25 protein-coding genes are annotated in these 21,909 nt (G+C 69.7%); 13 read left to right on the top strand and 12 right to left on the bottom strand.

All coding sequences use genetic code 11. The annotated features are described in order from the left end of the window. Nucleotides 1-4: 4 nt before the first annotated feature. Genes AB4Y74_RS10960 through xseA form a run of 3 tightly spaced genes read right to left on the bottom strand, consistent with a single transcriptional unit; the run spans nt 5 to nt 2,218 of the window. Nucleotides 5-664 (bottom strand): DUF4245 domain-containing protein, encoded by a 660-nt coding sequence (locus AB4Y74_RS10960; RefSeq protein WP_441799114.1) that lies wholly within the window; start codon nt 662-664, stop codon nt 5-7. Next, nucleotides 661-933 (bottom strand): exodeoxyribonuclease VII small subunit, encoded by a 273-nt coding sequence (locus tag AB4Y74_RS10955; RefSeq protein WP_441799113.1) that lies wholly within the window; start codon nt 931-933, stop codon nt 661-663. Before AB4Y74_RS10955 ends, AB4Y74_RS10960 begins: the two co-directional genes overlap by 4 nt. 1 nt (nt 934) lies before the next feature. Beyond that, nucleotides 935-2,218 (bottom strand): exodeoxyribonuclease VII large subunit, encoded by a 1,284-nt coding sequence (gene xseA / locus AB4Y74_RS10950; protein ID WP_441800440.1) that lies wholly within the window; start codon nt 2,216-2,218, stop codon nt 935-937. Between the two features lie 106 nt (nt 2,219-2,324). On the opposite strand from xseA, the gene AB4Y74_RS10945 reads away from it, so the two are divergent. Further along, entirely contained in the window at nt 2,325-3,356 is a 1,032-nt protein-coding gene (locus tag AB4Y74_RS10945) for a 4-hydroxy-3-methylbut-2-enyl diphosphate reductase (RefSeq protein ID WP_441800439.1), read from the top strand. Nucleotides 3,357-3,379: 23 nt separating this feature from the next. Here AB4Y74_RS10945 and AB4Y74_RS10940 read toward each other — a convergent pair whose 3' ends face one another. Both AB4Y74_RS10940 and fbaA read right to left on the bottom strand, forming a co-directional pair. After that, complete coding sequence (locus AB4Y74_RS10940; protein ID WP_441799112.1) at nt 3,380-4,003, bottom strand: DUF6264 family protein; 624 nt, start codon at nt 4,001-4,003, stop codon at nt 3,380-3,382. A gap of 73 nt (nt 4,004-4,076) precedes the next feature. Further along, nucleotides 4,077-5,105 carry a class II fructose-bisphosphate aldolase gene (gene fbaA, locus AB4Y74_RS10935; RefSeq protein WP_441799111.1) on the bottom strand — a complete coding sequence of 343 codons (1,029 nt, stop codon included), beginning with the start codon at nt 5,103-5,105 and terminating at the stop codon, nt 4,077-4,079. A gap of 221 nt (nt 5,106-5,326) precedes the next feature. On the opposite strand from fbaA, the gene glpX reads away from it, so the two are divergent. Then, nucleotides 5,327-6,328, top strand: a complete 1,002-nt coding sequence (gene glpX / locus AB4Y74_RS10930) for a class II fructose-bisphosphatase (protein WP_441799110.1) — start codon at nt 5,327-5,329, stop codon at nt 6,326-6,328. 138 nt (nt 6,329-6,466) lie between these two features. Here the strand turns inward: glpX and rmuC are convergent, their stop codons facing one another. Next, nucleotides 6,467-7,897, bottom strand: coding sequence for a DNA recombination protein RmuC (gene rmuC / locus AB4Y74_RS10925; protein WP_441799109.1), 1,431 nt, complete (start codon nt 7,895-7,897; stop codon nt 6,467-6,469). Between the two features lie 156 nt (nt 7,898-8,053). Next, entirely contained in the window at nt 8,054-8,635 is a 582-nt protein-coding gene (locus AB4Y74_RS10920; RefSeq protein ID WP_441799108.1) for an exonuclease domain-containing protein, read from the bottom strand. Nucleotides 8,636-8,732: 97 nt separating this feature from the next. Between AB4Y74_RS10920 and AB4Y74_RS10915 the strand changes: the two genes are divergently transcribed. Both AB4Y74_RS10915 and ychF read left to right on the top strand, forming a co-directional pair. Beyond that, nucleotides 8,733-9,479, top strand: coding sequence for a class I SAM-dependent methyltransferase (locus AB4Y74_RS10915; RefSeq protein ID WP_441799107.1), 747 nt, complete (start codon nt 8,733-8,735; stop codon nt 9,477-9,479). Nucleotides 9,480-9,522: 43 nt separating this feature from the next. After that, nucleotides 9,523-10,596 carry a redox-regulated ATPase YchF gene (gene ychF / locus AB4Y74_RS10910; RefSeq protein WP_441799106.1) on the top strand — a complete coding sequence of 358 codons (1,074 nt, stop codon included), beginning with the start codon at nt 9,523-9,525 and terminating at the stop codon, nt 10,594-10,596. A gap of 14 nt (nt 10,597-10,610) precedes the next feature. Here the strand turns inward: ychF and AB4Y74_RS10905 are convergent, their stop codons facing one another. Continuing rightward, a complete protein-coding gene (locus tag AB4Y74_RS10905) occupies nt 10,611-11,108 on the bottom strand; it encodes a DUF427 domain-containing protein (protein ID WP_441799105.1) in 498 nt (165 codons plus the stop codon). A 35-nt stretch (nt 11,109-11,143) separates the two neighbouring features. Between AB4Y74_RS10905 and AB4Y74_RS10900 the strand changes: the two genes are divergently transcribed. Continuing rightward, nucleotides 11,144-11,746 carry an LON peptidase substrate-binding domain-containing protein gene (locus tag AB4Y74_RS10900; RefSeq protein ID WP_441799104.1) on the top strand — a complete coding sequence of 201 codons (603 nt, stop codon included), beginning with the start codon at nt 11,144-11,146 and terminating at the stop codon, nt 11,744-11,746. On the opposite strand, the gene AB4Y74_RS10895 is transcribed toward AB4Y74_RS10900, so the two are convergent. After that, the gene (locus tag AB4Y74_RS10895) at nt 11,695-12,402 is read right to left on the bottom strand and encodes a TetR/AcrR family transcriptional regulator (RefSeq protein WP_441799103.1); all 708 of its coding nucleotides are present in this window, start codon (nt 12,400-12,402) and stop codon (nt 11,695-11,697) included. The genes AB4Y74_RS10900 and AB4Y74_RS10895 overlap by 52 nt on opposite strands. A gap of 58 nt (nt 12,403-12,460) precedes the next feature. Between AB4Y74_RS10895 and AB4Y74_RS10890 the strand changes: the two genes are divergently transcribed. Genes AB4Y74_RS10890 through AB4Y74_RS10880 form a run of 3 tightly spaced genes read left to right on the top strand, consistent with a single transcriptional unit; the run spans nt 12,461 to nt 14,189 of the window. Further along, complete coding sequence (locus AB4Y74_RS10890; protein ID WP_441799102.1) at nt 12,461-12,883, top strand: nuclear transport factor 2 family protein; 423 nt, start codon at nt 12,461-12,463, stop codon at nt 12,881-12,883. Beyond that, nucleotides 12,880-13,752: an SDR family oxidoreductase gene (locus tag AB4Y74_RS10885; protein WP_441799101.1), complete on the top strand. Its 873-nt coding sequence runs from the start codon at nt 12,880-12,882 to the stop codon at nt 13,750-13,752. The genes AB4Y74_RS10890 and AB4Y74_RS10885 overlap by 4 nt, the downstream gene beginning before the upstream one ends. Nucleotides 13,753-13,763: 11 nt before the next feature. Continuing rightward, entirely contained in the window at nt 13,764-14,189 is a 426-nt protein-coding gene (locus AB4Y74_RS10880) for a nucleotidyltransferase domain-containing protein (protein ID WP_441799100.1), read from the top strand. A 4-nt stretch (nt 14,190-14,193) separates the two neighbouring features. Here the strand turns inward: AB4Y74_RS10880 and AB4Y74_RS10875 are convergent, their stop codons facing one another. Next, entirely contained in the window at nt 14,194-15,036 is an 843-nt protein-coding gene (locus AB4Y74_RS10875) for a hypothetical protein (protein WP_441799099.1), read from the bottom strand. 214 nt (nt 15,037-15,250) lie between these two features. Here AB4Y74_RS10875 and AB4Y74_RS10870 point away from each other — a divergent pair, with 214 nt between their 5' ends. Together AB4Y74_RS10870 and AB4Y74_RS10865 are read left to right on the top strand one after the other, a co-directional pair. Continuing rightward, complete coding sequence (locus AB4Y74_RS10870; protein WP_441799098.1) at nt 15,251-15,694, top strand: YdeI/OmpD-associated family protein; 444 nt, start codon at nt 15,251-15,253, stop codon at nt 15,692-15,694. A gap of 94 nt (nt 15,695-15,788) precedes the next feature. Next, on the top strand, nt 15,789-16,115 hold the full coding sequence (locus AB4Y74_RS10865) for a DUF7882 family protein (protein ID WP_441799097.1): 327 nt from the start codon (nt 15,789-15,791) through the stop codon (nt 16,113-16,115). Between the two features lie 27 nt (nt 16,116-16,142). On the opposite strand, the gene AB4Y74_RS10860 is transcribed toward AB4Y74_RS10865, so the two are convergent. Then, nucleotides 16,143-16,469 carry a DUF7882 family protein gene (locus tag AB4Y74_RS10860; RefSeq protein ID WP_441799096.1) on the bottom strand — a complete coding sequence of 109 codons (327 nt, stop codon included), beginning with the start codon at nt 16,467-16,469 and terminating at the stop codon, nt 16,143-16,145. Between the two features lie 56 nt (nt 16,470-16,525). Beyond that, on the bottom strand, nt 16,526-16,768 hold the full coding sequence (locus AB4Y74_RS10855; RefSeq protein ID WP_441799095.1) for a hypothetical protein: 243 nt from the start codon (nt 16,766-16,768) through the stop codon (nt 16,526-16,528). A gap of 285 nt (nt 16,769-17,053) precedes the next feature. Here AB4Y74_RS10855 and AB4Y74_RS10850 point away from each other — a divergent pair, with 285 nt between their 5' ends. From AB4Y74_RS10850 to AB4Y74_RS10840, 3 genes are all read left to right on the top strand, one after another. Next, on the top strand, nt 17,054-17,737 hold the full coding sequence (locus tag AB4Y74_RS10850; protein WP_441799094.1) for an AfsR/SARP family transcriptional regulator: 684 nt from the start codon (nt 17,054-17,056) through the stop codon (nt 17,735-17,737). 353 nt (nt 17,738-18,090) lie between these two features. Next, a complete protein-coding gene (locus AB4Y74_RS10845) occupies nt 18,091-20,622 on the top strand; it encodes a hypothetical protein (RefSeq protein WP_441799093.1) in 2,532 nt (843 codons plus the stop codon). Next, nucleotides 20,619-21,875: a hypothetical protein gene (locus AB4Y74_RS10840; RefSeq protein ID WP_441799092.1), complete on the top strand. Its 1,257-nt coding sequence runs from the start codon at nt 20,619-20,621 to the stop codon at nt 21,873-21,875. Before AB4Y74_RS10845 ends, AB4Y74_RS10840 begins: the two co-directional genes overlap by 4 nt. The last annotated feature ends 34 nt before the right edge of the window (nt 21,876-21,909 follow it).

Raw genomic sequence — 21,909 nt, 5'->3', positions numbered from 1 at the left:
GGCACTACTTGTCTCCTCCGAGTGAGTGGATCTGACCGGCGAGCGACGACGCTACCGTGCGGAACTCGGTGTCGTCGGCCGTGCCGAACAGGATGACGGTGCTGTCGCCGGACTGGGTCACGAGCGCGTAGTCGACGTTGCCGTTCTTCGAGCCGGACGAGCGGTTGTCGTAGACATCCCACGTCACGCCGTCGATATCGCGGGTTCCCTTGATGCGGGACTTATCGACCTGCTCCGAGACCCAGCTGTCGTTCGCACCGAACCCCTGGGTGATCCCGATGAACTGCTGCTTCGGCGTGATCAGTCCGATGTACCAGGAGTCGACCTTGTCCGCAGTCTTGGTGCGCAGCTCGGCGTTGTTGGACTTCCAGCTCGACGGCAGCTTGGGGACGAGGAAGGCGTCGGGTTCGCTACCCTGCGCCTGCTGTGCGATCGACGTGTAGTCGACCGCGGGCTGGGTGGCCGTCGGGTTGCCGCGCGGTACGACGATCACGATGACGACCACCAGCGCGACGGTCGCGATGAGTGAGTAGACGAGGTTGTTGATCGTCTGACGGTTGCGGTGGTTCGCCGAGTTCTCGGCCTTGCGGGCCGCGGTCTCCTCGGGCGTTTCCGGGCGTCCGAGCTCAGCGACGACCGCCGGTGGTTTGTTGCGGGGGCTCATTCGCCGTCGAACGCTCCCGAGGTCGAGGATGCGCCGGGCGCGCCCGCGCGTGCGGCATCGAGCCGCGCCTTAGCACCGATCAGCCACTCCTCGCAGCGCCGAGCGAGTGCCTCGCCGCGCTCCCACAGCGCGATCGAGTCTTCCAGGGTGGCGGCGCCCTGCTCGAGTTCCGTGACCACGCGGATCAACTCGTCGCGCGCCTCCTCATAGCTGAGGGCGCTGAGGGGATCCGCGGCCGGGGATGTCGAGGTGTCGGGCATGGCATCCATTCTATTTGGCCTGCTGTGCGCCCGCTGGCCGCCCGGTCCCGGTTGTGGATGACTCGGTGTGCCCGGCGGGTGAGGACACTTCTGCACCGGCCGTGGCGCCGAGAGCGCCGCCCGAGACCGTCAGACGGAGCGCCGTGCCCTCCGGGGCCTCGGCGGGGTCGGTCACCACGTGGCCGGCCCCGGTCTGAACGATCGCGTAGCCGCGGTCGAGCGTGCCTTGCGGCGACAACGCCCGCAACTGCCCGCGCAATTCCGCCACCCGCGTGCTCTCGCGCTCGACGCAGCGACCCACCAGCTCGGTGCCGCGAGCGACGTAGCGCGTGAGCTCTTCGGCGCGCGCGTCCACGATCCACGAGGGCGACGCGAGGACCGGCCGGGTGCGCAGGTGGCCGATCCGATCGATCTCGTGGGCGATCAGGTGCGTGACGCGCATGCCGATCCGGGCGCGCGCCTGCTGCACGCGCGCGAGTTCCTCCGCCACATCCGGCACGACCCGCTTGGCCGCGTCGGTCGGCGTGGATGCGCGCAGGTCGGCGACCTCGTCGAGAAGGGGGCGGTCGGCCTCGTGGCCGATGGCGCTGACGATCGGCGTCCCGGACGCCGCCGCGGCTCGCACCAGCTTCTCGTCGCTGAAGCCGAGGAGATTCTGGAAGTCGCCGCCACCGCGCGCGACGATGATGACCTCGACCTCGGGGTCCGCATCCAGCGTCCGGATGGCGGCGACCACCTCCGGCACCGTCCGATCACCCTGCACCGCCGCGTGGACGACGCGGAACCGCACCTGCGGCCAGCGCAGCTGCGCGTTGCGGAGCACATCCTTTTCGGCGTCCGAGTCTTTACCGGTCACCAGACCGATGGTGTGCGGGAGGAACGGGAGGCGCTTCTTGCGCTCGGGGGCGAACAGGCCCTCGGCCGAGAGCTGCTGCCGGAGGCGCTCCAGACGTTCGAGCAGATCGCCGAGGCCGACGTGCTTCATGTCGTAGACCTGCATGGTCAGGGTTCCGCCCTTGACCCAGAAGTTCGGCTTGATCGCCGCGACGACGCGGTCGCCCTGCTTCAGATCGGCGGGGATGCGCGCCTTGACCGACGACCAGATCGTGAAACTGATCGTCGCATCCTCGTCGAGGTCTTTCAGCTTGCCGTAGACGTTTCCGCCCGAGGTGCCCCACTGGGTGATCTCGCCTTCGACCCACGCGGTGCCGAGGCGCTCGATCCAGCCCTTGATCTTGCTGTTCAACAGCGCGACGGGCCAGGGAGCGTCGGCGGTCGGCGGTGCCGCCTGCATGGCGACTGTCGGCTGCGCCGTCGTCTGGCTCACCGCGCCCTCCCATTCCGTGCTCAGCGGGCTCACGTAGGATCGAAGGGTGAGCGACGCAACCATCAGTCTCCCGATGCCGCGCATTCCCGGCGCCAGGCGACGGCTTCAGGATAACCCGGTCGTCGGACACAAGAAGGTCCTGCTGGCCGCGCCCCGCGGTTATTGCGCCGGTGTCGACCGCGCGGTTGTCGCCGTCGAGAAGGCGCTCGACCTCTACGGCGCCCCCGTCTACGTGCGCAAGCAGATCGTCCACAACGTGCATGTCGTCTCCGAACTGGAGCAGCAGGGCGCCATCTTCGTCGACGAGGTCGACGAGGTGCCGCCGGGCGCCCACGTCGTCTTCTCGGCGCACGGCGTCTCCCCGGCCGTGGTCAACGCCGCGGCCGAGCGCGGGCTCCGTGCGATCGATGCGACGTGCCCGCTCGTGACCAAGGTGCACCGCGAGGCCGTGCGGTTCGCGCGCGACGACTTCGAGATCCTGCTCATCGGCCACGAGGGCCACGAGGAGGTCGAGGGCACCGCGGGTGAGGCGCCCGACCATGTGACTCTCGTCAACGGGCCGGACGATGTCGACTCGATCGAGGTCCGCGACCCGGACAAGGTGGTCTGGCTCTCGCAGACCACGCTGTCGGTCGACGAGACGATGGAGACGGTTCGCCGCCTGCGCGAGCGCTTCCCCAACCTGCAGGATCCGCCCAGCGACGACATCTGCTACGCCACCCAGAACCGCCAGGTCGCCATCAAGAAGGTCGCCGAGCAGGCGGAACTCGTGATCGTCGTCGGCTCGGCCAACTCCTCCAACTCGGTGCGCCTCGTGGAGGTCGCGCTCGAGTACGGCGCGAAGGCCGCCTACCGGGTCGACTACGCGACCGAGATCAAGCAGGAGTGGCTCGACGGCGTCTCGTCCGTCGGCGTGACCAGTGGAGCATCCGTTCCCGAAGTCCTGGTCCAGGAAGTGCTCGACGACCTGGCAGGCGCCGGCTACCTGGACGTGCAGCAGGTCAAGACGGCGGAGGAGGACCTGATGTTCTCCCTGCCCAAGGAGCTCCGCAAGGACATCACCGGCAAGCAGGATTCGCGGGCGATCGGCGGCCGCGGCCGCTGACGTCGCACCCCGCGCGTCGCACCCTAGGGAGTCTGCGTAGGCGTGGTCGTGCCACTGTAGAAGCCGAGCAGCACCGGATCCGTCGCGAGCACGGCACCAGCGAAGATCAGCAACACGACCATCGCGACGATGCCGGCGACCAGGGGAACCCAGAACGCCAGGCGCCGCTTCGCGAGCATCCAACCGGCGATCACCGCTGAGACGGCCCAGATGATGGCCATGATGATGGAGCCGACCAGCACCAGGGTGCCGACGACCGGCGCGGGCGTGTAGTCGCCGAGGCCGTTCGTGCTGTGCAGGAGCTGCATAGACGCGGGGATCGCCTGCAGGGTCGCGATCGAGTACGACATCCCGAAGAACCCGAAGACGGCGAGCAGGATGGTGAGCGTCAGGTTCCAGGTCGGCGCGGGTTGGCCGCGGCGCGCCTGCTCGCCGGGGTGCAGCGGCGGGGCCGCCTGGTGCGGCGGCTGCATCCCGGAAAGCGGGGCCCCTGCGGGAGGCGGGACCGCATCATCCTCCCGCTCCAGCGGCCGGGAGGTGTCCAGGCGGTCGGCGTCAGCCGGGGGATGCCACACCCAGCCGGGAGGAGCCAGCTCCCCGAACTGCGGGCGCGGCCGGTCGTCCGGCTGCGGTTCCTGCTCGGCCATCGCGGGCCGCCTCCTTGCTGGTGCTGATGCGGTGTGCGGGCGGCGGTGCGTGACGCGACCGCCGCCCGTGCGACTACTTGCCCGAGTGACCGGCCGAGCCGAGCTGCTGCGTGGCCTCGATGACGCGCGCGGCCATGCCGGACTCGGCGACCTTGCCCCAGGCGCGCGGGTCGTAGACCTTCTTGTTGCCGACTTCGCCGTCGACCTTGAGGACGCCGTCGTAGTTCTCGAACATGTAGCCAGCGATGCTGCGGGTGAAGGCGTACTGCGTGTCGGTGTCGATGTTCATCTTCACGACACCGTTGCGGACGGCCTCGGCGATCTCCTGGTCGGTGGAGCCGGAGCCACCGTGGAAGACGAGGTCGAGCGGCTTCGGTCCGGTGCCGTACTTGGCGGCCAGGCCGTCCTGGATCTCCTTGAGGAGTTCGGGGCGCAGCTTGACGTTGCCCGGCTTGTAGACGCCGTGGACGTTGCCGAAGGTGAGGGCGGCCATGTACCGGCCGTTCTCGCCCAGGCCGAGAGCCTCGACGGCCTTCTCGACATCCGCGAGGGTCGTGTACAGGGCCTCGTTCGAGCCCTCGTGCTGGACGCCGTCCTCCTCGCCGCCGACGACACCGATCTCGACCTCGAGGATGGCGTTGATCGCCTTCGTGCGCTTGATCATGTCCCGTGCGATCTCGAGGTTCTCGTCGAGCGGCACCGCCGAGCCGTCCCACATGTGGGACTGGAAGATCGGGTTGCGGCCGGCCCGGACCTCCTCCTCGGAGGCGGCGATCAGCGGGAGGACGAAGCCGTCGAGGGCGTCCTTCGGGCAGTGGTCGGTGTGCAGGGCGACGGTGATCGGGTAATTCTTGGCGACCTCGGTGGCGAACTTGGCGAACGCGAGCGCGCCGGTGGCCCTGGCCTTCACGGTCTGACCGGCGAAGTAGTCGGCGCCGCCGGTGGTGACCTGGATGATGCCGTCGCTGCCCGCCTCGGTCAGGCCCTGCAGGACGGCGTTGATCGTCTGCGACGACGACACGTTGAACGCAGGATAGGCAAACCCGCCGGCCTTCGCTTTGTCGAGCATCTCTGCGTACTGGTCCGGCGTGGCGATGGGCATTGCAGCTCCTAGGGAAGGGAATGTCGAACGCCCTCATCATACCGAGGCGTGCGGAGGAGGCCGTGGCTGCGGCAACGCGGCAGCCGCGGCTGCGTGCACGTCCGTGCAGACCGCGACAGCCCTCTGACGGCGCGGGGGTCGGCCGATACACTGGCAGCGTCCGGCCGCGACGCCGCGTGCCGGTATCGACGACGTTACGAATCCGTCCGGGAGGACCCATCATGACCAGCACCGACAGCGCGTCACACTTCACCCATCCGGACCGGAACCTGGCGATGGAGCTGGTGCGGGCGACCGAGGCGGCAGCCATCCGGGCGACCCCCTGGATCGGGCGCGGGGAGAAGAACGCGGCCGACGGTGCGGCGGTGGATGCGATGCGCAAGTTCCTCGGGACGGTCAACTTCGACGGCGTGATCGTGATCGGCGAGGGCGAGAAGGACAACGCGCCCATGCTGTTCAACGGCGAGCATGTCGGTAACGGCCGGGGGCCGTCGGTCGACATCGCCGTGGACCCGATCGATGGCACGTCGTTGACCGCGGCGGGGCGCCAGAACGCGGTATCGCTGATCGCGGTCTCCGACCGCGGAACGATGCTGGACGCGTCCAGCGTCTTCTACATGTCGAAGATCGTCACCGGGGCCGAGGGCCGGGGCGTGGTCGACCTGTCGCAGTCGGTCGGCGACAACATCCGTGAGCTGGCGAAGGCGAAGGGCAAGCCGGTCGGGGAGATCCGGGTGGCCGTGCTGGACCGGCCGCGACATGCCGAGCTGATCGAGGAGATCCGTGCGGCCGGTGCCGGGACCCGGTTGATGCTGGATGGCGACGTCGCCGGCGGGATCAACGCGGCCCGGTACGAGTCGAACATCGACATGTGCATCGGGGTGGGTGGCAGCCCGGAGGGCGTCACCACGGCGTGCGCGATCAAGGCGCTGGGCGGGTTCATGCAGGCCCGGCTGGCGCCGAAGGACGACGCCGAGCGGGCGCAGGGCATCGCCGCCGGGCTGGACATGGAGAAGATCCACGGAGCGGACGACCTGGTGAAGGGTGACAACACCTTCTTCGTCGCGACCGGTGTCACCGACGGACAGTTGGTCGCAGGCGTCCGCCGCAAGGGCCCGATCATCCGGACGGAGTCGATCGTGCTGCGGTCGAAGTCCGGAACCGCCCGTCGCGTGATCGCCGACCACCTCGCGGAGAAGTGGCTGGAGCCCGACCAGCTCTGAGCGCGGCCGGCACTACGCGCTCTGGCGCGTGCGACGAGTCGTGAGTCGTTGTCGTTATTCGCCGCGAGTTGCGACGTCATGTCACCACTCGGCACGCTGCGGGCGCGGGTAGTGAGGCGGCAGGCGCCGAGGCGCGGCTTACGCCGTGCGGATGGTGGGGCCGCTCTCGGCGGCGCGCTCCTGCTCCTCGATGGCCAGCTTGTCGATCCCGTGCATGTCGCGCGGCTCCAGCTCGCTGACGAGTTCGAAGGCCGTCAGCTCGCGCGGTGCCTCTTCGATGCCGCCGAGGGCGCCGATCACCTTCGACTCGTCGAGGGCGTTGAGCTTGCGGGCGGCCGGGAACACCTGGCGCTCGAACGAGCCCACGAAGCCGTTGTAGTCCTTGACCGTCCGCTCCAGCGACCGACCCAGCTTCTCGATGTGACCGGCGGTCGTGGACAGGCGGCTGTACAGCGTCCGGCTCAGGTCGAACAGCTGCTTCGCCTCCTGGGTCAGCACATCCTGCTGCCAGCTGAACGCGACCGTCTTGAGGACGGACCAGAGGGTGACCGGTGACGCGAGCGCCACGCGCTTCCCGAAGGCGAACTCCATGATCGACGGGTCGGCTTCGAGAGCCGACGACACGAGCGACTCGCTCGGGATGAACGCGATGACGAGCTCGGGGGAGGACTCCAGGCCGGTCCAGTAGGCCTTGCTGCCCAGGGCCGTGATGTGGTCGCGGACCGCCTTGACGTGCTGCTTGAGCAACGCCTCCCGCTGCGCGGCCTCGGCTCCGGTGGCGGTGGCCGGGATCTGACTCGCTTCGAGGTACGCGTTGAACGGAACCTTCGCGTCGAGCGCGATGTTCTTGCCGCCGGGTAGCCGCACGATCATGTCCGGTCGGCCCGCACCCGACTCCGAGTGGATGCTCGACTGCACGTCGAAATCCACCCGCTCGAGCAGCCCGGCTGCCTCGACCACGCTGCGCAGCTGCGTCTCTCCCCAGACCCCGCGCGTGCTGTTCGAGCGCAGGGCCGACGCGAGAGCCTCGGCCGTGCTGCGGAGCCGTTCCTCGGACTCGACCGCCGTCTGCAGCTGCTGGGTCAACTGACCATGCTGCTGGCTGCGCTGCGTCTCAAGCTCGACGACCTTGCGCTGCATCTCGGTCAGGCTCTCGCGCACCGGGGCGAGGGCCTGCAGCACCTTGCTCTCGGCGCGCTCGCGCTCCGTGCGGGCCTCCGCGTCGGCGCGGTGGCGCTCCACGGTCTCGCGGTACTGCTCCTGGGCGGCGCGCAACTGCTCCTGCATCGCATCCACCCGGCTGTGCGCGGCGGCGAGATCGGCACGGATCTCGGCCTGTACAGCCGCCTCGGCCGCGCGGATCTCAGCCTGCACAGCCGCCTCCGCCGCCCGGATCTCGGCGATCTCGGCCTGGTGCTGGGCCGCGATCAGCGCCGGATCGACCACGGCAGCCGTCGGCTGGCTCGCAGCGGCGCGATCGCGCACGAGTTTCGCCACGGCGAAGCCGGCGACGACGGCGCCCGCGACGAGTCCGATCAGGAGGCCGAGGAGCAAGGCGAGGAGGTCCATGTCCTCAGTGTGTCAGCGGCCGCCGACACTGGACGTCGCGGGGGCCGCGAGTCGTGAGTGGATGCATCTATCCCGCGCGAATTGCGACATCATGTCGCCACTCGGCGAAGGGGGGACCGGGACGGGACACAGCCGGCGGCCGGCGGACGCGCGCACTCAGGCGGCGACCGGCACGCCGATCCGCCCGAGCCGGGCACCGGTCAGCGCGGCGAGGTCCGCGATCGTGGCGGCTTCGTGCCGCTTCGCCGCGTGGATCACGATCGCGGCGCATGCCTCAGCATCTGCGAGCGCGTCGTGGTGGTGGAAGCCCTCGAAGCCGGCCGCCATCGCCGCGACGGGGAGGCGGTACGAGTCGAGCGTGTAGGTCTGACGCGCCACCTGCAGGCTGCACAGGTAGCCGTACTCCGGGCACGCGACCATGGTTGCTGCGCAGGCGGCGCGGATCACGCCCATGTCGAAGCCCGCGTTGTGCGCGACAAGGTGATCGTCTTCGGCGAACTCGACCAGATCCGCGAGCTGGTCGACCCACCCGGCCGCATCCGCCACCTGCTCCGGCTGGATGCCGTGGATGCGCACGTTCCACTCCTGGAAGTGGTCATGCCCCAGCGGCGGCCGGATGAACCATCCCGCCCTGTCGACGACCTTTCCGTTGCGGACCTTCACCAACCCGACCGAGCAGGCCGATGCGGGGGAGGAATTGGCGGTCTCGAAGTCGATGGCGGTGAAATCCAGGGTCACGTTCGTCATGCTGGCACGTGCCACCGACGCGCCCCGGCAACCGCCCCGCGTGCCGTCGTATCCGGCACTCCGGACGGCCCCCGCGTAGCATCGCGGCATGCGATCCCGTCACGAACGCGACCTTCATGCGGCCTCCTTCGACCACGCGGCCGACGTGTACGACTCCGCCCGCCCGTCCTATCCTGCGGATGCGGTCACCTGGCTCGCCGAGGGCATCGAGGGACCCGTGCTCGATCTCGGCGCCGGCACCGGCAAGCTGGCCGCATCCCTCGTCGACCGTGGCCTCGAGGTGACCGCGGTCGACCCGTCTCCGGAGATGCTGCGCGTGCTTCGCGAACGCCTCCCCGGGGTTCGCGCCAGCGAGGGTGCCGCCGAGCGCATCCCGTTTCCCGACGCCTCCTTCGATCTGGTGCTCGCCGCACAGGCCTGGCACTGGGTGGATCCGGAGCGCGCTGTCCCCGAGGTCGTGCGTGTGCTGCGCCCCGGCGGCCGCATCGGACTCGTCTGGAATGAACGCGACGAGAGCGTCGGCTGGGTCCGCGAGCTGGGGGAGTTGATGGCGGCCGGCTCCGCGGCCTTCGACGACGAAGCGGACCCGGTGCTCCCGCCGCCGTTCGGAGCGCTGGAAAAGCACGAGACGCGGTGGGTTCAGGCGCTCAGCCACGACGGGCTGCTCGACCTGGCCCGCTCGCGCAGCTACTTCATCACGAAGGGCGCGGACGGTCAGGCGGCGGTCATCCAGTCGCTCCGTCGGCTGCTGCGCGAGCATCCCGACCTCGCCGGACGCGACACCGTGGAGCTGCCGTACGTGACCCGCTCCTACCGCGCCGCCCTGCAGAACTGAGCCCGGGCGCCCCTGTCGGCCCGCCCCCGTAGAATGGACGACCGTGGCTCTCACTATCGCAATCGTCGGGCTGCCCAATGTGGGCAAGTCCACCCTCTTCAACGCGCTGACCAAGAACGACGCTTTGGCGGCGAACTACCCGTTCGCGACCATCGAGCCGAACGTCGGCGTGGTTAACCTGCCCGACCCGCGGCTCGACCGTCTCGCCGAGCTGTTCCACAGTGAGCGGATCGTCCCGGCTCCTGTGTCGTTCGTCGACATCGCGGGCATCGTGAAGGGCGCGAGCGAGGGTGAGGGACTCGGCAACAAGTTCCTGGCGAACATCCGCGAAGCCGACGCGATCGCCCAGGTCGTGCGCGGCTTCAGCGACGCCGACGTCGTTCACGTCGAAGGCAAGACCGACCCCGCGGGCGACATGGAGACGATCAACACCGAGCTCATCCTCGCCGACCTGCAGACCCTCGAGAAGGCCGAGCAGCGCTACGAGAAGGAGGTCAAGGGCCGCCGGCTGGAACCGGTCGTGCTGGAGACCGCTCGCGCTGCCATCGAGTACCTCAACTCCGGCAAGCCGCTCTCAAGCTCGTCGATCGACCTGGAGCCGGTCCGCGAACTGGGCCTGCTCACCGCGAAACCCTTCATCTACGTGTTCAACGTGGATGAGGACGTCCTGACCGACGAGTCCCGCCGCGCCGAGCTGGCCGCCCTGGTCGCCCCGGCACAGGCCGTCTTCCTCGACGCCAAGCTGGAGTCCGAGCTGATCGACCTCGACGCCGCCGACGCCGCGGAGCTGCTCGCGTCCACCGGCCAGGAGGAGTCCGGCCTCGACCAGCTGGCCCGCATCGGCTTCGACACCCTCGGCTTGCAGACCTACCTGACCGCCGGACCCAAGGAGTCTCGCGCCTGGACGATCCCGCAGGGTGCCAAGGCACCGCAGGCGGCCGGCGTCATCCACACGGACTTCGAGAAGGGCTTCATCAAGGCCGAGGTCATCTCGTTCGAGGACCTCGTGGACGCCGGAACGGTCGCCGAGGCCCGTTCGCGCGGCAAGGCGCGCATGGAGGGCAAGGACTACGTCATGCAGGACGGCGACGTGGTGGAGTTCCGCTTCAACGTCTAGGTGTCCCCCGGCGTTCACCAGCCCTGTGACCCGGGCGACCCCTTGAAGGGCCCGACGACCGCACTCGTGATCCAGCCGCCGTAGAAGCCTCCGGGCTGTGGCGTGACGACCTCGCCGTCGACCGTGCACTCGTCCATCTGCTGCGCGTAGACGGCGACCCGGTCTCGGAGCGGCTCGAACCCGGGCGACGGATGCGGGTAGTTCCACGCGCAAGCGGACCGCACCTCGCCTCCGCCGCGCACGTCGAGATATCGTGCGGTGCCCTTGAACTCGCAGAACGACGAACCGTCGGCGTCGACCAGGGCGCCGGTTGCGAAGTCCGCGATCGGGAGGTAGTAGACCGGCGGATGGCTGGTCTCGAGCACCCGGACGACGTCTCGGGTTTCCACGATGAGCTGCCCACCCAGACGGATCGTGACAGGCGCGGTGACGCGCTCGATGCGCGGCGGCCTCGGGTAGTCCCACACAGACTCCTGTCCCGCTCCTGGGATCTCGGGGCGCGGTCGGGGCACCTGTTCACTCTACGTCCGCGGTGCTTCACTGGAGCATGGCCGCCTCACCGATGTTCCCGCTCGGATCAGTGCTGTTCCCCCACGTGCCCATCCCGTTGCGGGTGTTCGAGCCCCGCTATCTCACGCTGGTCGGCCGTTTGCTCGACGAGGACGAACCGGGGTTCGAGTTCGGCGTCGTGCTCATCGAGCGCGGATCCGAAGCCGGGGGCGGCGACCAGCGCGCCTCTGTCGGGACGATGGCGCGTCTTGTGAGCGCCGCCGCGGGCGCCGACGACCTGCTCATCGTCGGCGTGGGGACCCGGCGGTTCACGGTCGAGCGCTGGGACGACGACAACCCGTATCCCCGGGCCGAGCTCTCGATGCTGCCGGATCTGGAGTGGTCCGAGGCGCTCGCACCCCTCCGGGCCGAGGCAGAATCGGTTGTCCGCCGCGTGATCGCCCGCGTCGCGGAGCCGCAGTCGGATGCCGACATCGAGCTGTCGAACGATCCCGTCGAAGCCGCGTGGCAACTGGCGGCGATCGCCCCGCTGGGCGAGTACGACAGGTACACCCTGTTGCGGTCGACATCGATGGGGGGTCTCCTGCGTCAGATCATCGATCTGGTCCTCGAGGCCGAGGAGCTCTGGTCCGCCGAGTGAGGGTCGCGCCCCGTGTCGGTCCGATCCGCTCCGGCGCTGAGGTGGGCCGCGATGCCGCGCGAGATGAAGTCGGCGTACTGGTCAAGAGTCCAGCCGTTCCGAATCACGATGAGGTCGTAGAGCTGGGGGGAGCTGTAGGTGAGCAGGATGTCCGCGACGGCCTTCACGGGAAGGCCGGGAGGGATGTGCCCGGCGTCGGCGAGGCGCACGGCGTTCTCCGTCATCCGCGCCCGGCGAGCCTCCTCCAGCTCGCGAGCCAGGTCTGCCAGCTCGCGGTCGTGTCCGGCGGCCGCATCCAGGAGGAGCAGGATGGGGGCGACCCGCGGTCCCACCTCGGCCGAGAGTCGGCCCCAACCATGCAGCAGGCCCGGGAGGTCAGCTGCGCTGAGCGCGTCCGAGCGGGTTTCGGCCGCGATCGGCCCGATGCCCCGCAGTGCCTCCTCGACGACAGCGCGGACGAGGGCCGGCTTGCCCGCGAACCGTTTGTAGACCGACTCCACCGAGACTTCGCATGCCCGGGCGACCTTCGGGATCGTCAGTCCGGCGTATCCGTCGGCCACGAGCATCGCGCGAGCGGTCCCGATCAGAGACTCCCGCATTTTCTCGGCCCGAGCGCGCCGGGCGGTCCCGTCGTACTGCCGCTTGACTCCTGCCACCGCACGCTCCATACTCAGACTAATAGATACAGAGTAGTGTAATGAAATAGAGGGCACCATGTCCGCCGACACGCATCCGTTTCTCGTCCGACTGCAGCGGGCCACCAACGACCACGACCTCGATTCCCTCGTGGACTGCTTCGCCGCCGAATACCAGAACGAGACGCCGGCACATCCGGGCCGTTCGTTCGAAGGAACCGAGCAGGTCCGGAGCAACTGGCGGCAGATCTTCGAATTCGTTCCCGATGTCCGGTCCCGGGTTCTGGGGCATGCGGTCGCGGGCTCGGACGTGTGGTCGGAGTGGGAGATGAGCGGCACCCGCGTCGATGGAACCCCGCATCTCATGCGCGGGGTCATCGTCTTCGGGCTGCAGGGTGAGCGCGCCGCCTCAGCCCGTTTCTACCTGGAACCCGTGGATCAGACGGGATCGACCGTCGATGACGCGGTTCGAGGTCAAGTGCATGCGGACGGCCCGAGATGATCGTCGTCGCAGGGGGCAGCGGCTTGCTGGGACGGCATGTCGTCGCCGCGCTCATCGGCCAGGGCGAGAAAGTGCGGGTGCTGTCGCGCGACACGGAACATGCGAGGGCACTCTTCGACGACCGAGTCGAGGTAGTCCATGGCGACGTGCGAAGACGAGATGGACTCGACGATGCGATCGTCGACGCCGAAATGGTGGTCTCCGCTGTGCACGGCTTCCTCGGGGGCCGTGGGGCCGGACCCGCCGAGGTCGACGACCGCGGCAACGCCCATCTCGTGGAGGCCGCGGCAGCAGCGGGCGCCGGTGTCGTCCTCGTCTCCGCGTCCGGCGGCTCCGCTGACCATCCCGTCGACCTCTTCCGCGCGAAGTTCGCTGCCGAAAAGTACCTCCGCGGGATCGGAACGCCGTGGGTGATCGTGCGGCCGCCCGCCTACTTGGAGACCTGGCTTGGGGTCTTATCCAAGACGGCCGGCGCCTCCGGCCGCCCGCTCGTGTTCGGCCGTGGTGTTCAGCCGATCCCCTTCGTCTCGGTCCTCGACGTCGCCGCCGTCGTCACTCGCGCCACCACTGACCCGAGCGATCGGGGGCGCGTGATCGAGGTCAGCGGTGAGTCGATCACGATGAACGACCTGGCGCGCGCGCTGCAAGACGCCCGGGGGTGGAGCGGCCCTGCTCGCCACGTCCCACGGCCGCTGCTGCGCGCGCTTTCCGTCGTTGCGGCCCCGCTGAGCCCGGCATTCGCCCGACAGAATCGAGCGGCGCTCGCGATGGACACCGGGGTTCCGCGCGCCGAAGCTCCCGTAGCCGGTCCCATCGATGTGCCGCACCGGACGCTGGGCGACGTGCTGGCCGGATCTACCGCGGCCTGACCAACGGACCGATGACGACGCGACTGAAGGGCCGGCGCCGCGAGGCCGCGCGTGTGATGGATGCGGTGGCCCGCTGGGCCGAGTCCTCTCCGGATGTTCGGGCGGTGGCCCTCGTCGGGTCGTATGCTCGCAGCGCCGAGCGCATGGCAAGCGACGTAGACCTCGTTGTCCTCGCGGGCGACCCCGACACGCTTGCGGATTCCGACTGGTTCACCGTCCTCGAACCGGGGGCCCGGCTGCTGCGGTCTATGCGATGGGGGCCGGTTCGTGAGCGCCGCTACCGTCTTCCGTCGGGCCTCATCGTGGAGCTGGGAGTCGCTCCGCTCTCCTGGGCGGCGGTCCCGTTGGATCGCGGTACCAGACGAGTTCTCGTCGACGGTTTCCGCCTCCTGTATGACGACGACCTTCTCGGCCCGGCGGCCGAGGCCGCGACCTAGGACGTCACGGCAGGTCGAGCTCGAGTCTCGGCCCCGCGAACCGTTCGGCCAGCGTGCGGCCGTTGATGAGCAGGGCCGATGCGTCCTGCTCGACTGCCGCGTCCCTCATCCTCCGCGCCGCGGATTCGAGCGCGTCGAGTTGCGCGACCAGGGCTTGGGCCGGCGTAAGCCCGCCGGCCAGCACGTGCTCGGCGGCCCACTCGGACGGCAGAGCGAGGTAGGCCCGCAGGGTGTCGGGGAGGTAGACGGTCGCCGCCACCCGGACGGTCCTCTCCGGCTCGCCCGAGCCCGCCACCCGCGCAAGGGTCTCGGCGAGCAGTCCACCGATCCTTCCGACGGCCGCCACCGCTTCCGTTGGCACGCGCCGTCCGAGACGGGCCGCCAGGGTCAGGAGGTCGCTCGCGGGATCGGCATCATCGACGTGGATCTCCGACCCGGGCGGCAGGATCCCCAGCCTCTGCAGCGCGCGCGCCGAATCCGCTGAGTCTTCTGCGGCGTGCACTGCGAGGTCGGCGACGAGCTGAGCGAACGCCGTCAACCATTGGCCCAGAGTGATCTGACGGCTCGAGAGGGAGACGGTTCCGTAGCACTGCTCGACCTCGGCGATCCATCTCGGTCCCGGCTCCCACTGCAAGGACAGCGCCTCGGTAGGCCCGGACAGCCTGAGTCGCGTGATCGCGCCGGGGCGGTGGGCCAACCAGTCGGACAGCGAGCGCGTGCGTTCGACGACGAGCGCGCTCGAGGCGACGTCACCCGGGAGTGAACGCGTGACGCTGCCGATGAGCTCGCGCATGAGGGTCTCCGGGTCGGAATCCGTTCCCGCTCTCTTCAGCCTGTCCAGCTCCATGCTTGGCTCCCGCGACGTGCAGTCCGTGCAGGGCATCCACCGGATACCTCACGCGCTCATCCAAGCACTTCCGGTTGCGTTGCAGAACATGTTGTGCAACCCTCCCGGCGGCCGCTCAGGTGTAGAACCTCGGCTTTCACGAAGGGGGCGTGATGCCACCGCGGAGTTGTGCCAGGCTGTGCCTCACATTCGGTAGCCGACAAAAGGGACGCTCATGCCATCGTTTCGCACCACCATCCGTCAGGCCGGCAAGACGGCCACCGGCATTGCGGTCCCGGAGGCTGTGGTCGCGGAGTTGGGCAGCGGCAAGAAGCCCGCGGTCGTGGTGCGGATCGGCTCATACGAGTACCGCTCGACCGTCGCCAGCATGCGTGGTGAGTTCCTGATCCCGCTCAGCTCCGAGCATCGAGCCGCCTCCGGGCTGGCCGCAGGTGACGAGGTCGACGTGGCACTGACGCTCGATGAGCTGCCCCGGGAGGTCCCGCTTCCGCCCGAAGTGAGGCAGGCGTTGGATGCGGACCCCGCGCTCGCGGACGCGTACGCCGCCCTTTCGTACAGCAGGCAGCGGGCGCTGATCGAGCCGATCGATCAGGCGAAGACGGCCGAGACGAGGGAGCGCCGCGTCGAGAAGGCGCTGGCGACGCTGGGCGCGTCGTAAGGGTTCGCTCAATCGGCCGGGGCAGAAGTACGAGCATCCCTCAGCCGGAAGCTATGCTGTCTCAGCACATATCGGTTGATGAAGGGCCACGCACATGGGTTCGCTGTTCTATGGGGCGTCGCGCCTGGAGATCACGGTCGACGACGGGACGCTCGCGGTGCTGCAGCGCGTGATCGTGGCCAAGATGCGCCGCAACGAGCCGTTCGCCATCACCTGGGACGACGACGACTCCATCGGCGACGGTCTGAGCAGCGTCTGGGTCTCCCCGACGACCGAGCTCCACTTCAAGTTCGACAGCGGACAGTTCCCGGCCCTCGACTCCGCCGAGCTGGAGCGGATGACGATCGAGTCCGCCGGCGCCGCCGGGCTTCGCCTCCGCAATGCCAGCCTCATCGCCGAGCCGACCGGCTACGACAGCTGAGCTGAATCCCGGGGGCGACCAGCCGGCCTAGTCGACGTCGCTCGCGTCGATCGGGATGGGAACGATCGTCTCTTCGGTGATCATCAGCCCGAACGAGGAGTTGGCCGCTTCGGCGAGCTCGGTGATCCAGGTGCGGTTGATGGCCGGCGCCCTGCCGCCGTCGTATTCGCACAGGATCGGGATGCCGTTGTCGATCCACACGGACGCGCGTTTGCGCCCGACCGAGCTGTCTCCGCGCCAACTGAGGAAGAAGTGCTCGCCGCGCCGCAGCTTCAAGGTGATGACGACCTGCAGATGCGCGAGGACACGGTCGTCCAGCGAAAAGGTGTGCACGCCGTAATACAAGTTACCCACGCAGCTATTCTGCCGAATCCCGGGCACGGATGCCGATTCGCTGCGTGATCCAGCTATCAGGCGTCGTCCGCGCGCGGGCTGACGACTTCTTCGATCGCGACGGGGATGCACGGATTCACGGCGATCAGCAGCGCACCGCCATCGAACAAGGGGATGCGCGTGGTGGGCAACCCCTTGACCAGTTCGGTCTCTTCAACGGCGTACGCGGCGCGCAGCACCGCGGTGAGCTCGCTGGTGGAGAGTGCCGTCTTGTAACGCTGGCCACCGTAGTGCAGCTCTATCGGAAGAGTGGAGATCATGCTGGTGGACACGTTGTCGGCCGCCGTTCCGGAGGCGAGCCCGCGGCACCGCCGCAGAGTGGATCGCTTCCGGTGTGAAGTGTGGCCCAGCACAGGCAAGAGCGCACGAGTCTTGACTCCGGCCGACGTCTGTGATCCATGCGGCGCTGCGGAGATGCGGCCCGACTTGTGTATTGACGCACCCCGACCGCCGGGGCCACTCTGGACGAGTGCGGCGGGGGAGCCCCTCGCCTCGCGAAAGCAGGCGCCGAGCTCGGGCGCGGCGCGCCTAGGGAAGCTGCTGACATGGCAGAGCCGACGCGGCGATTGGCCGTGGTCGGGGGACTCGGAGTCTCTCCGGCTGTGCGTCTCTCGCTGCCGTCTCGGCGACTCCTCGCGTTCCTCGCGGTCCACGGCACCGAGGTGCCCCGGTCTCTGGTGGCCGGGCGACTGTGGGCCGACGTCCCGGAGGCGCAGGCGCGCGCGAACGTGCGGCGCGCGATCTGGCAGACGCCGGCAGGGTGGGTTGCGGCCGGCGGGGATGAGCTGCGGCTGGATGCCGAGGTCGACCTCCCGGCGCTCCACACGGCGGCGTGCGCGGCGATCGACGGTGCTGCTCTCACCCTGGACGAGATCGAGCGGCTGTCCGTCGACCTGCTTCCGGGGTGGAACGAGGAGTGGGTGCTCAGCCCGCAGGAGTCCTTCCACCTGTTGCGGGTGCAGGCGCTCGAGGCCGCCTGCATCACCATGACGGCGCGCGGGATGCACGCGCTGGCGACGCAGGCGGGGACGGCGGCCCTCGCCGCGGACCCTCTGCGCGAATCGGCGGCGTTCGCCCTGATCCGGGCACACCTTCAGGAGGGCAACCGGCACGCCGCGGCCGTCCGATTCCGGACGTTCGCGCGCACGCTCGACGAGGAGCTCGGAGTGGAGCCGGACCCCCGGCTGGCGCGCCTGGTGCACACCGCGGTCACGGCGCGCTCGGCCTGACCTGCTCGTCGGGTCGCCCTCCCGCGGTGAATGCGCCTGTTTGACACGTGTGCTGCTGCGCGCGCAGGCGCAGACGTTACGAATGGGAGCAGTAGCGGGATCGACGGATGGCGTCGGGCGCCGGAGGATGCGTCAGCCGTGCCCCATCGGACGCCACACCGACGCAGGCGCGACGCGTACGCGACGCGCAGCCGACGCGCACCCCCGCGCCTACCGGACGCGGCAGGCCGCATTCGGGACGCGCCGAGCAACGCGCCCCGCACATCCCGCAACCGCTGTGCGCCACGCCCCAGGACGGCCCGTCTGGTCCCCTGGGATGACCGGGACCAGCGGGTCCGGGAGGAGCGTGCGTGATGACGATCATCAGGGACCAGGAGCAGTTCACGCTGGAGAGCCAGCCGTTCGCCGAGGCGACGAGCGGGTTCGCCGGCGAGAGCGTCGGGGAGTCGACGGAATCGACTGAGGCGACCGGGTCGACCGAGGCGACGGCGGAGGCCGCGGCCGAGGCCGCCTCACCGTGGTCCGAGTCGTTCGCGCCATTCTCCGAGTCCGAATCGCCACTGTCCGAACAGGAGGCGTTGCTCGAGAACGCGTTCGAGGCGCTGCGCGACGAGGCCTTCGACGAGTCGCTCTCGGAACTGCTGGCCGAAACGGAGGACGCGATCGGGCAGCGGTTCTCGGACGAGTCTCCCGGATCGTCGGGGGAGCGCGAGCGGATCGCCGCGGCGCACCTGGCGCCGACGCAGTATGCGGCCGAGCAGTATCTGGAGCGACTGAGCGAGGCGCTCGCCGGCCAGGACCTCGAATCGCTCAGCGAGGAGCAGCTCGACGAGCTGATGGATCGGGTCGAGCCCGAGCTCTCCGAAGTGTCGCCCGCGGGGGAAGAGTTCATCGGCAGCCTCATCAAGAAGGCGCGCAGCGCGGTCGGTTTCGTCAAGAACGCGGTCAAGAAGGTGGCCGGAGCGGCGGGCGGCCTGCTCACGGCTGGGCTGAAGGGACTCCTCAAGCTGGTCCGTCCGCTGCTGAAGCGGGTTCTGAGTTTCGCGATCGGCAGGCTTCCCGCTCCGCTGCAGGCCCCGGCCCGGCTGCTCTCGACCAAGCTGTTCGGCGAAGCCGAGGCTCTGGCGGAGGCCGAGGCGTTCGAGGCGGAAAGCGAAGGAGAGGCGTTCGCGATCTCGCCGGCGGTGTCCCACGACACGGAGGCGCTCGCCGAGTCGTTCGATGCGGCGCTCGCCGAGGCGCTGGTGAGCGGGGATGCGGGTGAGCAGTCCGAGACGGCGTTCGCGGGAGAAGGAGAGGGCGAAGGAGAGAGGGAGGCGGCGCAGGGCAGCGCCGAGCTGGAGGCTCTCGCCGAAGCGCGCGGTCGGCTCATCGACTCCCTCGCCGGAGCTACGAGTACGGATGAGGTCGCGCCGGCGGTCGAGCAGTTCATCCCCGCCCTGCTGGGCGCTTTGCGCGTTGGCATCCACCTCGTCGGGCGCCCCCGTGTCGTCGGCTTCCTCGCCAAGTACCTCGGCAGGCTCATCGGCAAATGGGTCGGCCCGCAGCTGTCGGGGCCGCTCTCCAACGCGATCGTCGACACCGGGTTGCGCCTCATCTCGCTGGAGCAGCAGGAACCGGAGCTGGAGTCGGAGGCCGTTCCCGCGATGCTCGCCGGAACCATCGAGGACACCATCCGGCAACTCGCCGAGACCTCCGAGTACGAACTGGAGGACGAGTCGCTGATGAAGGCCGCGACGGCGCGGGCGTTCGATCGCGCGGTCGGCACGAACTTCCCGCCGACCCTGCTGCGGCCGACGGTGCAGCGCGGTGCGCAGCTCGGCGGACGGTTCGTCACCCGCAAGGCGCGTTCGCTGCGTCCGTACCGCCGGTACAGCCGGTCTCCGGAGGTCGAGGTGACGGCCGCTGTCGCGGACGCGATCGATACGTTCGGTGGCGTCACGCTCGGCGCGAGCCTGCGGGCGCTCGGCCTGTCGCTCCCGGTGAAGGCGCGCCTCCACGTGTACCAGGCGACCGTCGGCACGTCGTTGCGACGCATCGCTGCGATCGAGCGGACGCGCAACGGCGTCCGCCTCTCCAGCTCGCAACTGCATCCCTTGACACCGAAGGCAGCCGGGCTGCTGCTGAAGGATCCGGCGATGGGCGTCGCAGTGCCCGCCGAGTTCCTCCGCAGCCGGGCCCGCGTCGCGGCTGGACAGCGGTTCTACTGGGTCGAGCCGCTCGACCAGACGGCACTGCCGACGGTGGGCGCCCGAGCGGCGACCGGAGCGATCGGCGCTTTCGGCGCATCCGGCGCGACACGAGCGTACGGATTCGCCGGCCGCGGCGCCGGCGCGGCATCCCAGGGCTGGGTCGTCGTCGATACGCGTTCGTCGCAGATCCGGGTCGGGATGTTCTTCGCCGAGTCCGAGACTCAGACGATCGCCGCCGCGATCCGGGAGGGACGTGCCGAGGCCGTCCTCCTGCCCGCTCTGACGAGGGCGTACGACCACCTCGCGCGCCGCTTCGCGCAGCGGACGGGGCGACTGCGGATCCGCGCTGAGCTGGAGCAGTCCGAGCTCGCCACCCGAGTTCCCCGAGTGCTCGACCGCATCCCGCCCGCCGTCGTCTCGGCGCTCAGCGGCGCCCTGCGTCGCTGGCTGCTGCCGTCGTTCGCACGCTGGGCGCGGGAGGGCAGCGCGGAGTTCGCGCGCGCGTCCGCCGATCCGAGGAACGGGGTCACCGTCACCGCGACCATCCGCTCTGCGCCGGGGCTCGACCTGCTGCGGCAGGCGGCCGCAGGCTCGCTCAGCGCCGCATCCCTCGCTTCGATCGCATCGGGACGCGCCTTCCGCGGCACCCCGACCGTGACCATCACGGCCAAGCCGGGGCGGCGCCGGCCATGATCACCGACGCAGCGACTCGGGCGGTCGCCGCCGATCTGGAACGGCAGAGCGCCCGCTGGCTGGCGGCCGCGAGCACGTTCCTCGACGCGGAGGAATTCGCCTCCGAACCGGCCTGGCGCTCGGTCGAGCTGTACATCGGCATGCCGCTGCGCCGTCACCTCAAGCTCATCGTCGACGAACTCATCGACATCGCGCGGGCCACCGTCGCCCTGACGCGGGCCGCCCGCCGGGACGCGTTGGCCATCCCGGAGGCCATGCGGGCCGTGCAGAACCTGCGCCGCCGCTACAGCCAGGTGGAGACGACGCTCGACTTCTTCGGCGATGCCGTGTCGACGCGCACCAGCCCGCAGCTGCGGGCGACCCTCCAGTCGCTCGACGCGCTGGCCGCGGCCGGGATGGAGGCGGTGCTCGGGCAGGCGGGACACCCGCCCATCCCGGTGCTCACCTACATCGACAAGGGGATGGGCGCCTCCATCCTGCGCGCGGACATCCGCCTCTGGGCGCCGGGTAGCATCAACCCGGTCGCGGCGATCAAGGTCGTACGGTTCCACGCGTACCTGCCGACGTCCCTCTTCCACGAGGTGGGGCACCAGGTCGCCGCGGTGACGGGCTGGGTGCCGGCGCTGCAGGCGTCGCTCGGCCGCGTCCTCGCGCCCGATCCGGAGCTGCGGACGATGTGGCTGCCGTGGGCGTCGGAGATCGCGGCCGACGTGTTCGCCTTCTGCCACACCGGGTACGCCTCGGTGGCGGCACTGTACGACGTGGTGGGTGACGCCCGCACCATCCTGCGCTGGCCGATCGGCGACCCCCACCCGGTCGGCTGGCTGCGCACCCTGCTCGGCTGCGCGCTGTGCCGTGGCGTCTACGGGCGGGGCCCGTGGGACGACTTGGAGGCGGCGGTCGTGACCGCCTTCCCGCTCCGGCGAGCCGATCCGACCGTGCGCGCCCTGCTCGACCGCTCCCGGAGGCGCATGCCCGCAATTGCAGCGGCGTGCCTGGCGACGGCTGTGCCCGGACTGGCCGGACGGCCGATCACGACGGCCGTCGACCCGCGACGAGTCGCACCGGCCGCGCTCGCCGAACTGGAGCGCAGCGCCGGACCCGCACTGTGGACGTCGCCCCACTGGCGGCGGACCGAGGGCATCCGCATCGTGGCCCTGACCGGGCTGCGCGAGGCGGAACGGCCCGACGAAGCCTCCGCGTGGATCGCGCGGGCCCGGGACTGGATGACAGCGACGCCCATGGCGGCGTGACGACACGAAGACGACAGAGAGATCGGAGATCAGA

Source organism: Leifsonia sp. RAF41, assembly GCF_052114085.1.
Classification (GTDB): Bacteria; Actinomycetota; Actinomycetes; order Actinomycetales; family Microbacteriaceae; genus Leifsonia.
Note: the sequence above shows the minus strand (reverse complement) of the source record. Positions and strands in the feature narration are given on the sequence as shown.

Excerpts from the sequence above, each read along its gene's own strand:
- fbaA (WP_441799111.1), bottom strand. The coding sequence starts at position 5,105 with ATGCCCATCGCCACGCCGGACCAGTACGCAGAGATGCTCGACAAAGCG.
- AB4Y74_RS10900 (WP_441799104.1), top strand. The coding sequence starts at position 11,144 with ATGGCCGCCTCACCGATGTTCCCGCTCGGATCAGTGCTGTTCCCCCAC.
- rmuC (WP_441799109.1), bottom strand. The coding sequence starts at position 7,897 with ATGGACCTCCTCGCCTTGCTCCTCGGCCTCCTGATCGGACTCGTCGCG.
- AB4Y74_RS10955 (WP_441799113.1), bottom strand. The coding sequence starts at position 933 with ATGGATGCCATGCCCGACACCTCGACATCCCCGGCCGCGGATCCCCTC.
- AB4Y74_RS10865 (WP_441799097.1), top strand. The coding sequence starts at position 15,789 with ATGGGTTCGCTGTTCTATGGGGCGTCGCGCCTGGAGATCACGGTCGAC.
- AB4Y74_RS10845 (WP_441799093.1), top strand. The coding sequence starts at position 18,091 with ATGACGATCATCAGGGACCAGGAGCAGTTCACGCTGGAGAGCCAGCCG.
- AB4Y74_RS10940 (WP_441799112.1), bottom strand. The coding sequence starts at position 4,003 with ATGGCCGAGCAGGAACCGCAGCCGGACGACCGGCCGCGCCCGCAGTTC.
- AB4Y74_RS10840 (WP_441799092.1), top strand. The coding sequence starts at position 20,619 with ATGATCACCGACGCAGCGACTCGGGCGGTCGCCGCCGATCTGGAACGG.
- glpX (WP_441799110.1), top strand. The coding sequence starts at position 5,327 with ATGACCAGCACCGACAGCGCGTCACACTTCACCCATCCGGACCGGAAC.
- AB4Y74_RS10945 (WP_441800439.1), top strand. The coding sequence starts at position 2,325 with ATGCCGCGCATTCCCGGCGCCAGGCGACGGCTTCAGGATAACCCGGTC.
- AB4Y74_RS10855 (WP_441799095.1), bottom strand. The coding sequence starts at position 16,768 with ATGATCTCCACTCTTCCGATAGAGCTGCACTACGGTGGCCAGCGTTAC.
- AB4Y74_RS10870 (WP_441799098.1), top strand. The coding sequence starts at position 15,251 with ATGCCATCGTTTCGCACCACCATCCGTCAGGCCGGCAAGACGGCCACC.
- AB4Y74_RS10885 (WP_441799101.1), top strand. The coding sequence starts at position 12,880 with ATGATCGTCGTCGCAGGGGGCAGCGGCTTGCTGGGACGGCATGTCGTC.
- AB4Y74_RS10875 (WP_441799099.1), bottom strand. The coding sequence starts at position 15,036 with ATGGAGCTGGACAGGCTGAAGAGAGCGGGAACGGATTCCGACCCGGAG.
- AB4Y74_RS10915 (WP_441799107.1), top strand. The coding sequence starts at position 8,733 with ATGCGATCCCGTCACGAACGCGACCTTCATGCGGCCTCCTTCGACCAC.
- AB4Y74_RS10880 (WP_441799100.1), top strand. The coding sequence starts at position 13,764 with ATGACGACGCGACTGAAGGGCCGGCGCCGCGAGGCCGCGCGTGTGATG.
- AB4Y74_RS10890 (WP_441799102.1), top strand. The coding sequence starts at position 12,461 with ATGTCCGCCGACACGCATCCGTTTCTCGTCCGACTGCAGCGGGCCACC.
- AB4Y74_RS10960 (WP_441799114.1), bottom strand. The coding sequence starts at position 664 with ATGAGCCCCCGCAACAAACCACCGGCGGTCGTCGCTGAGCTCGGACGC.
- AB4Y74_RS10850 (WP_441799094.1), top strand. The coding sequence starts at position 17,054 with ATGGCAGAGCCGACGCGGCGATTGGCCGTGGTCGGGGGACTCGGAGTC.
- xseA (WP_441800440.1), bottom strand. The coding sequence starts at position 2,218 with ATGCAGGCGGCACCGCCGACCGCCGACGCTCCCTGGCCCGTCGCGCTG.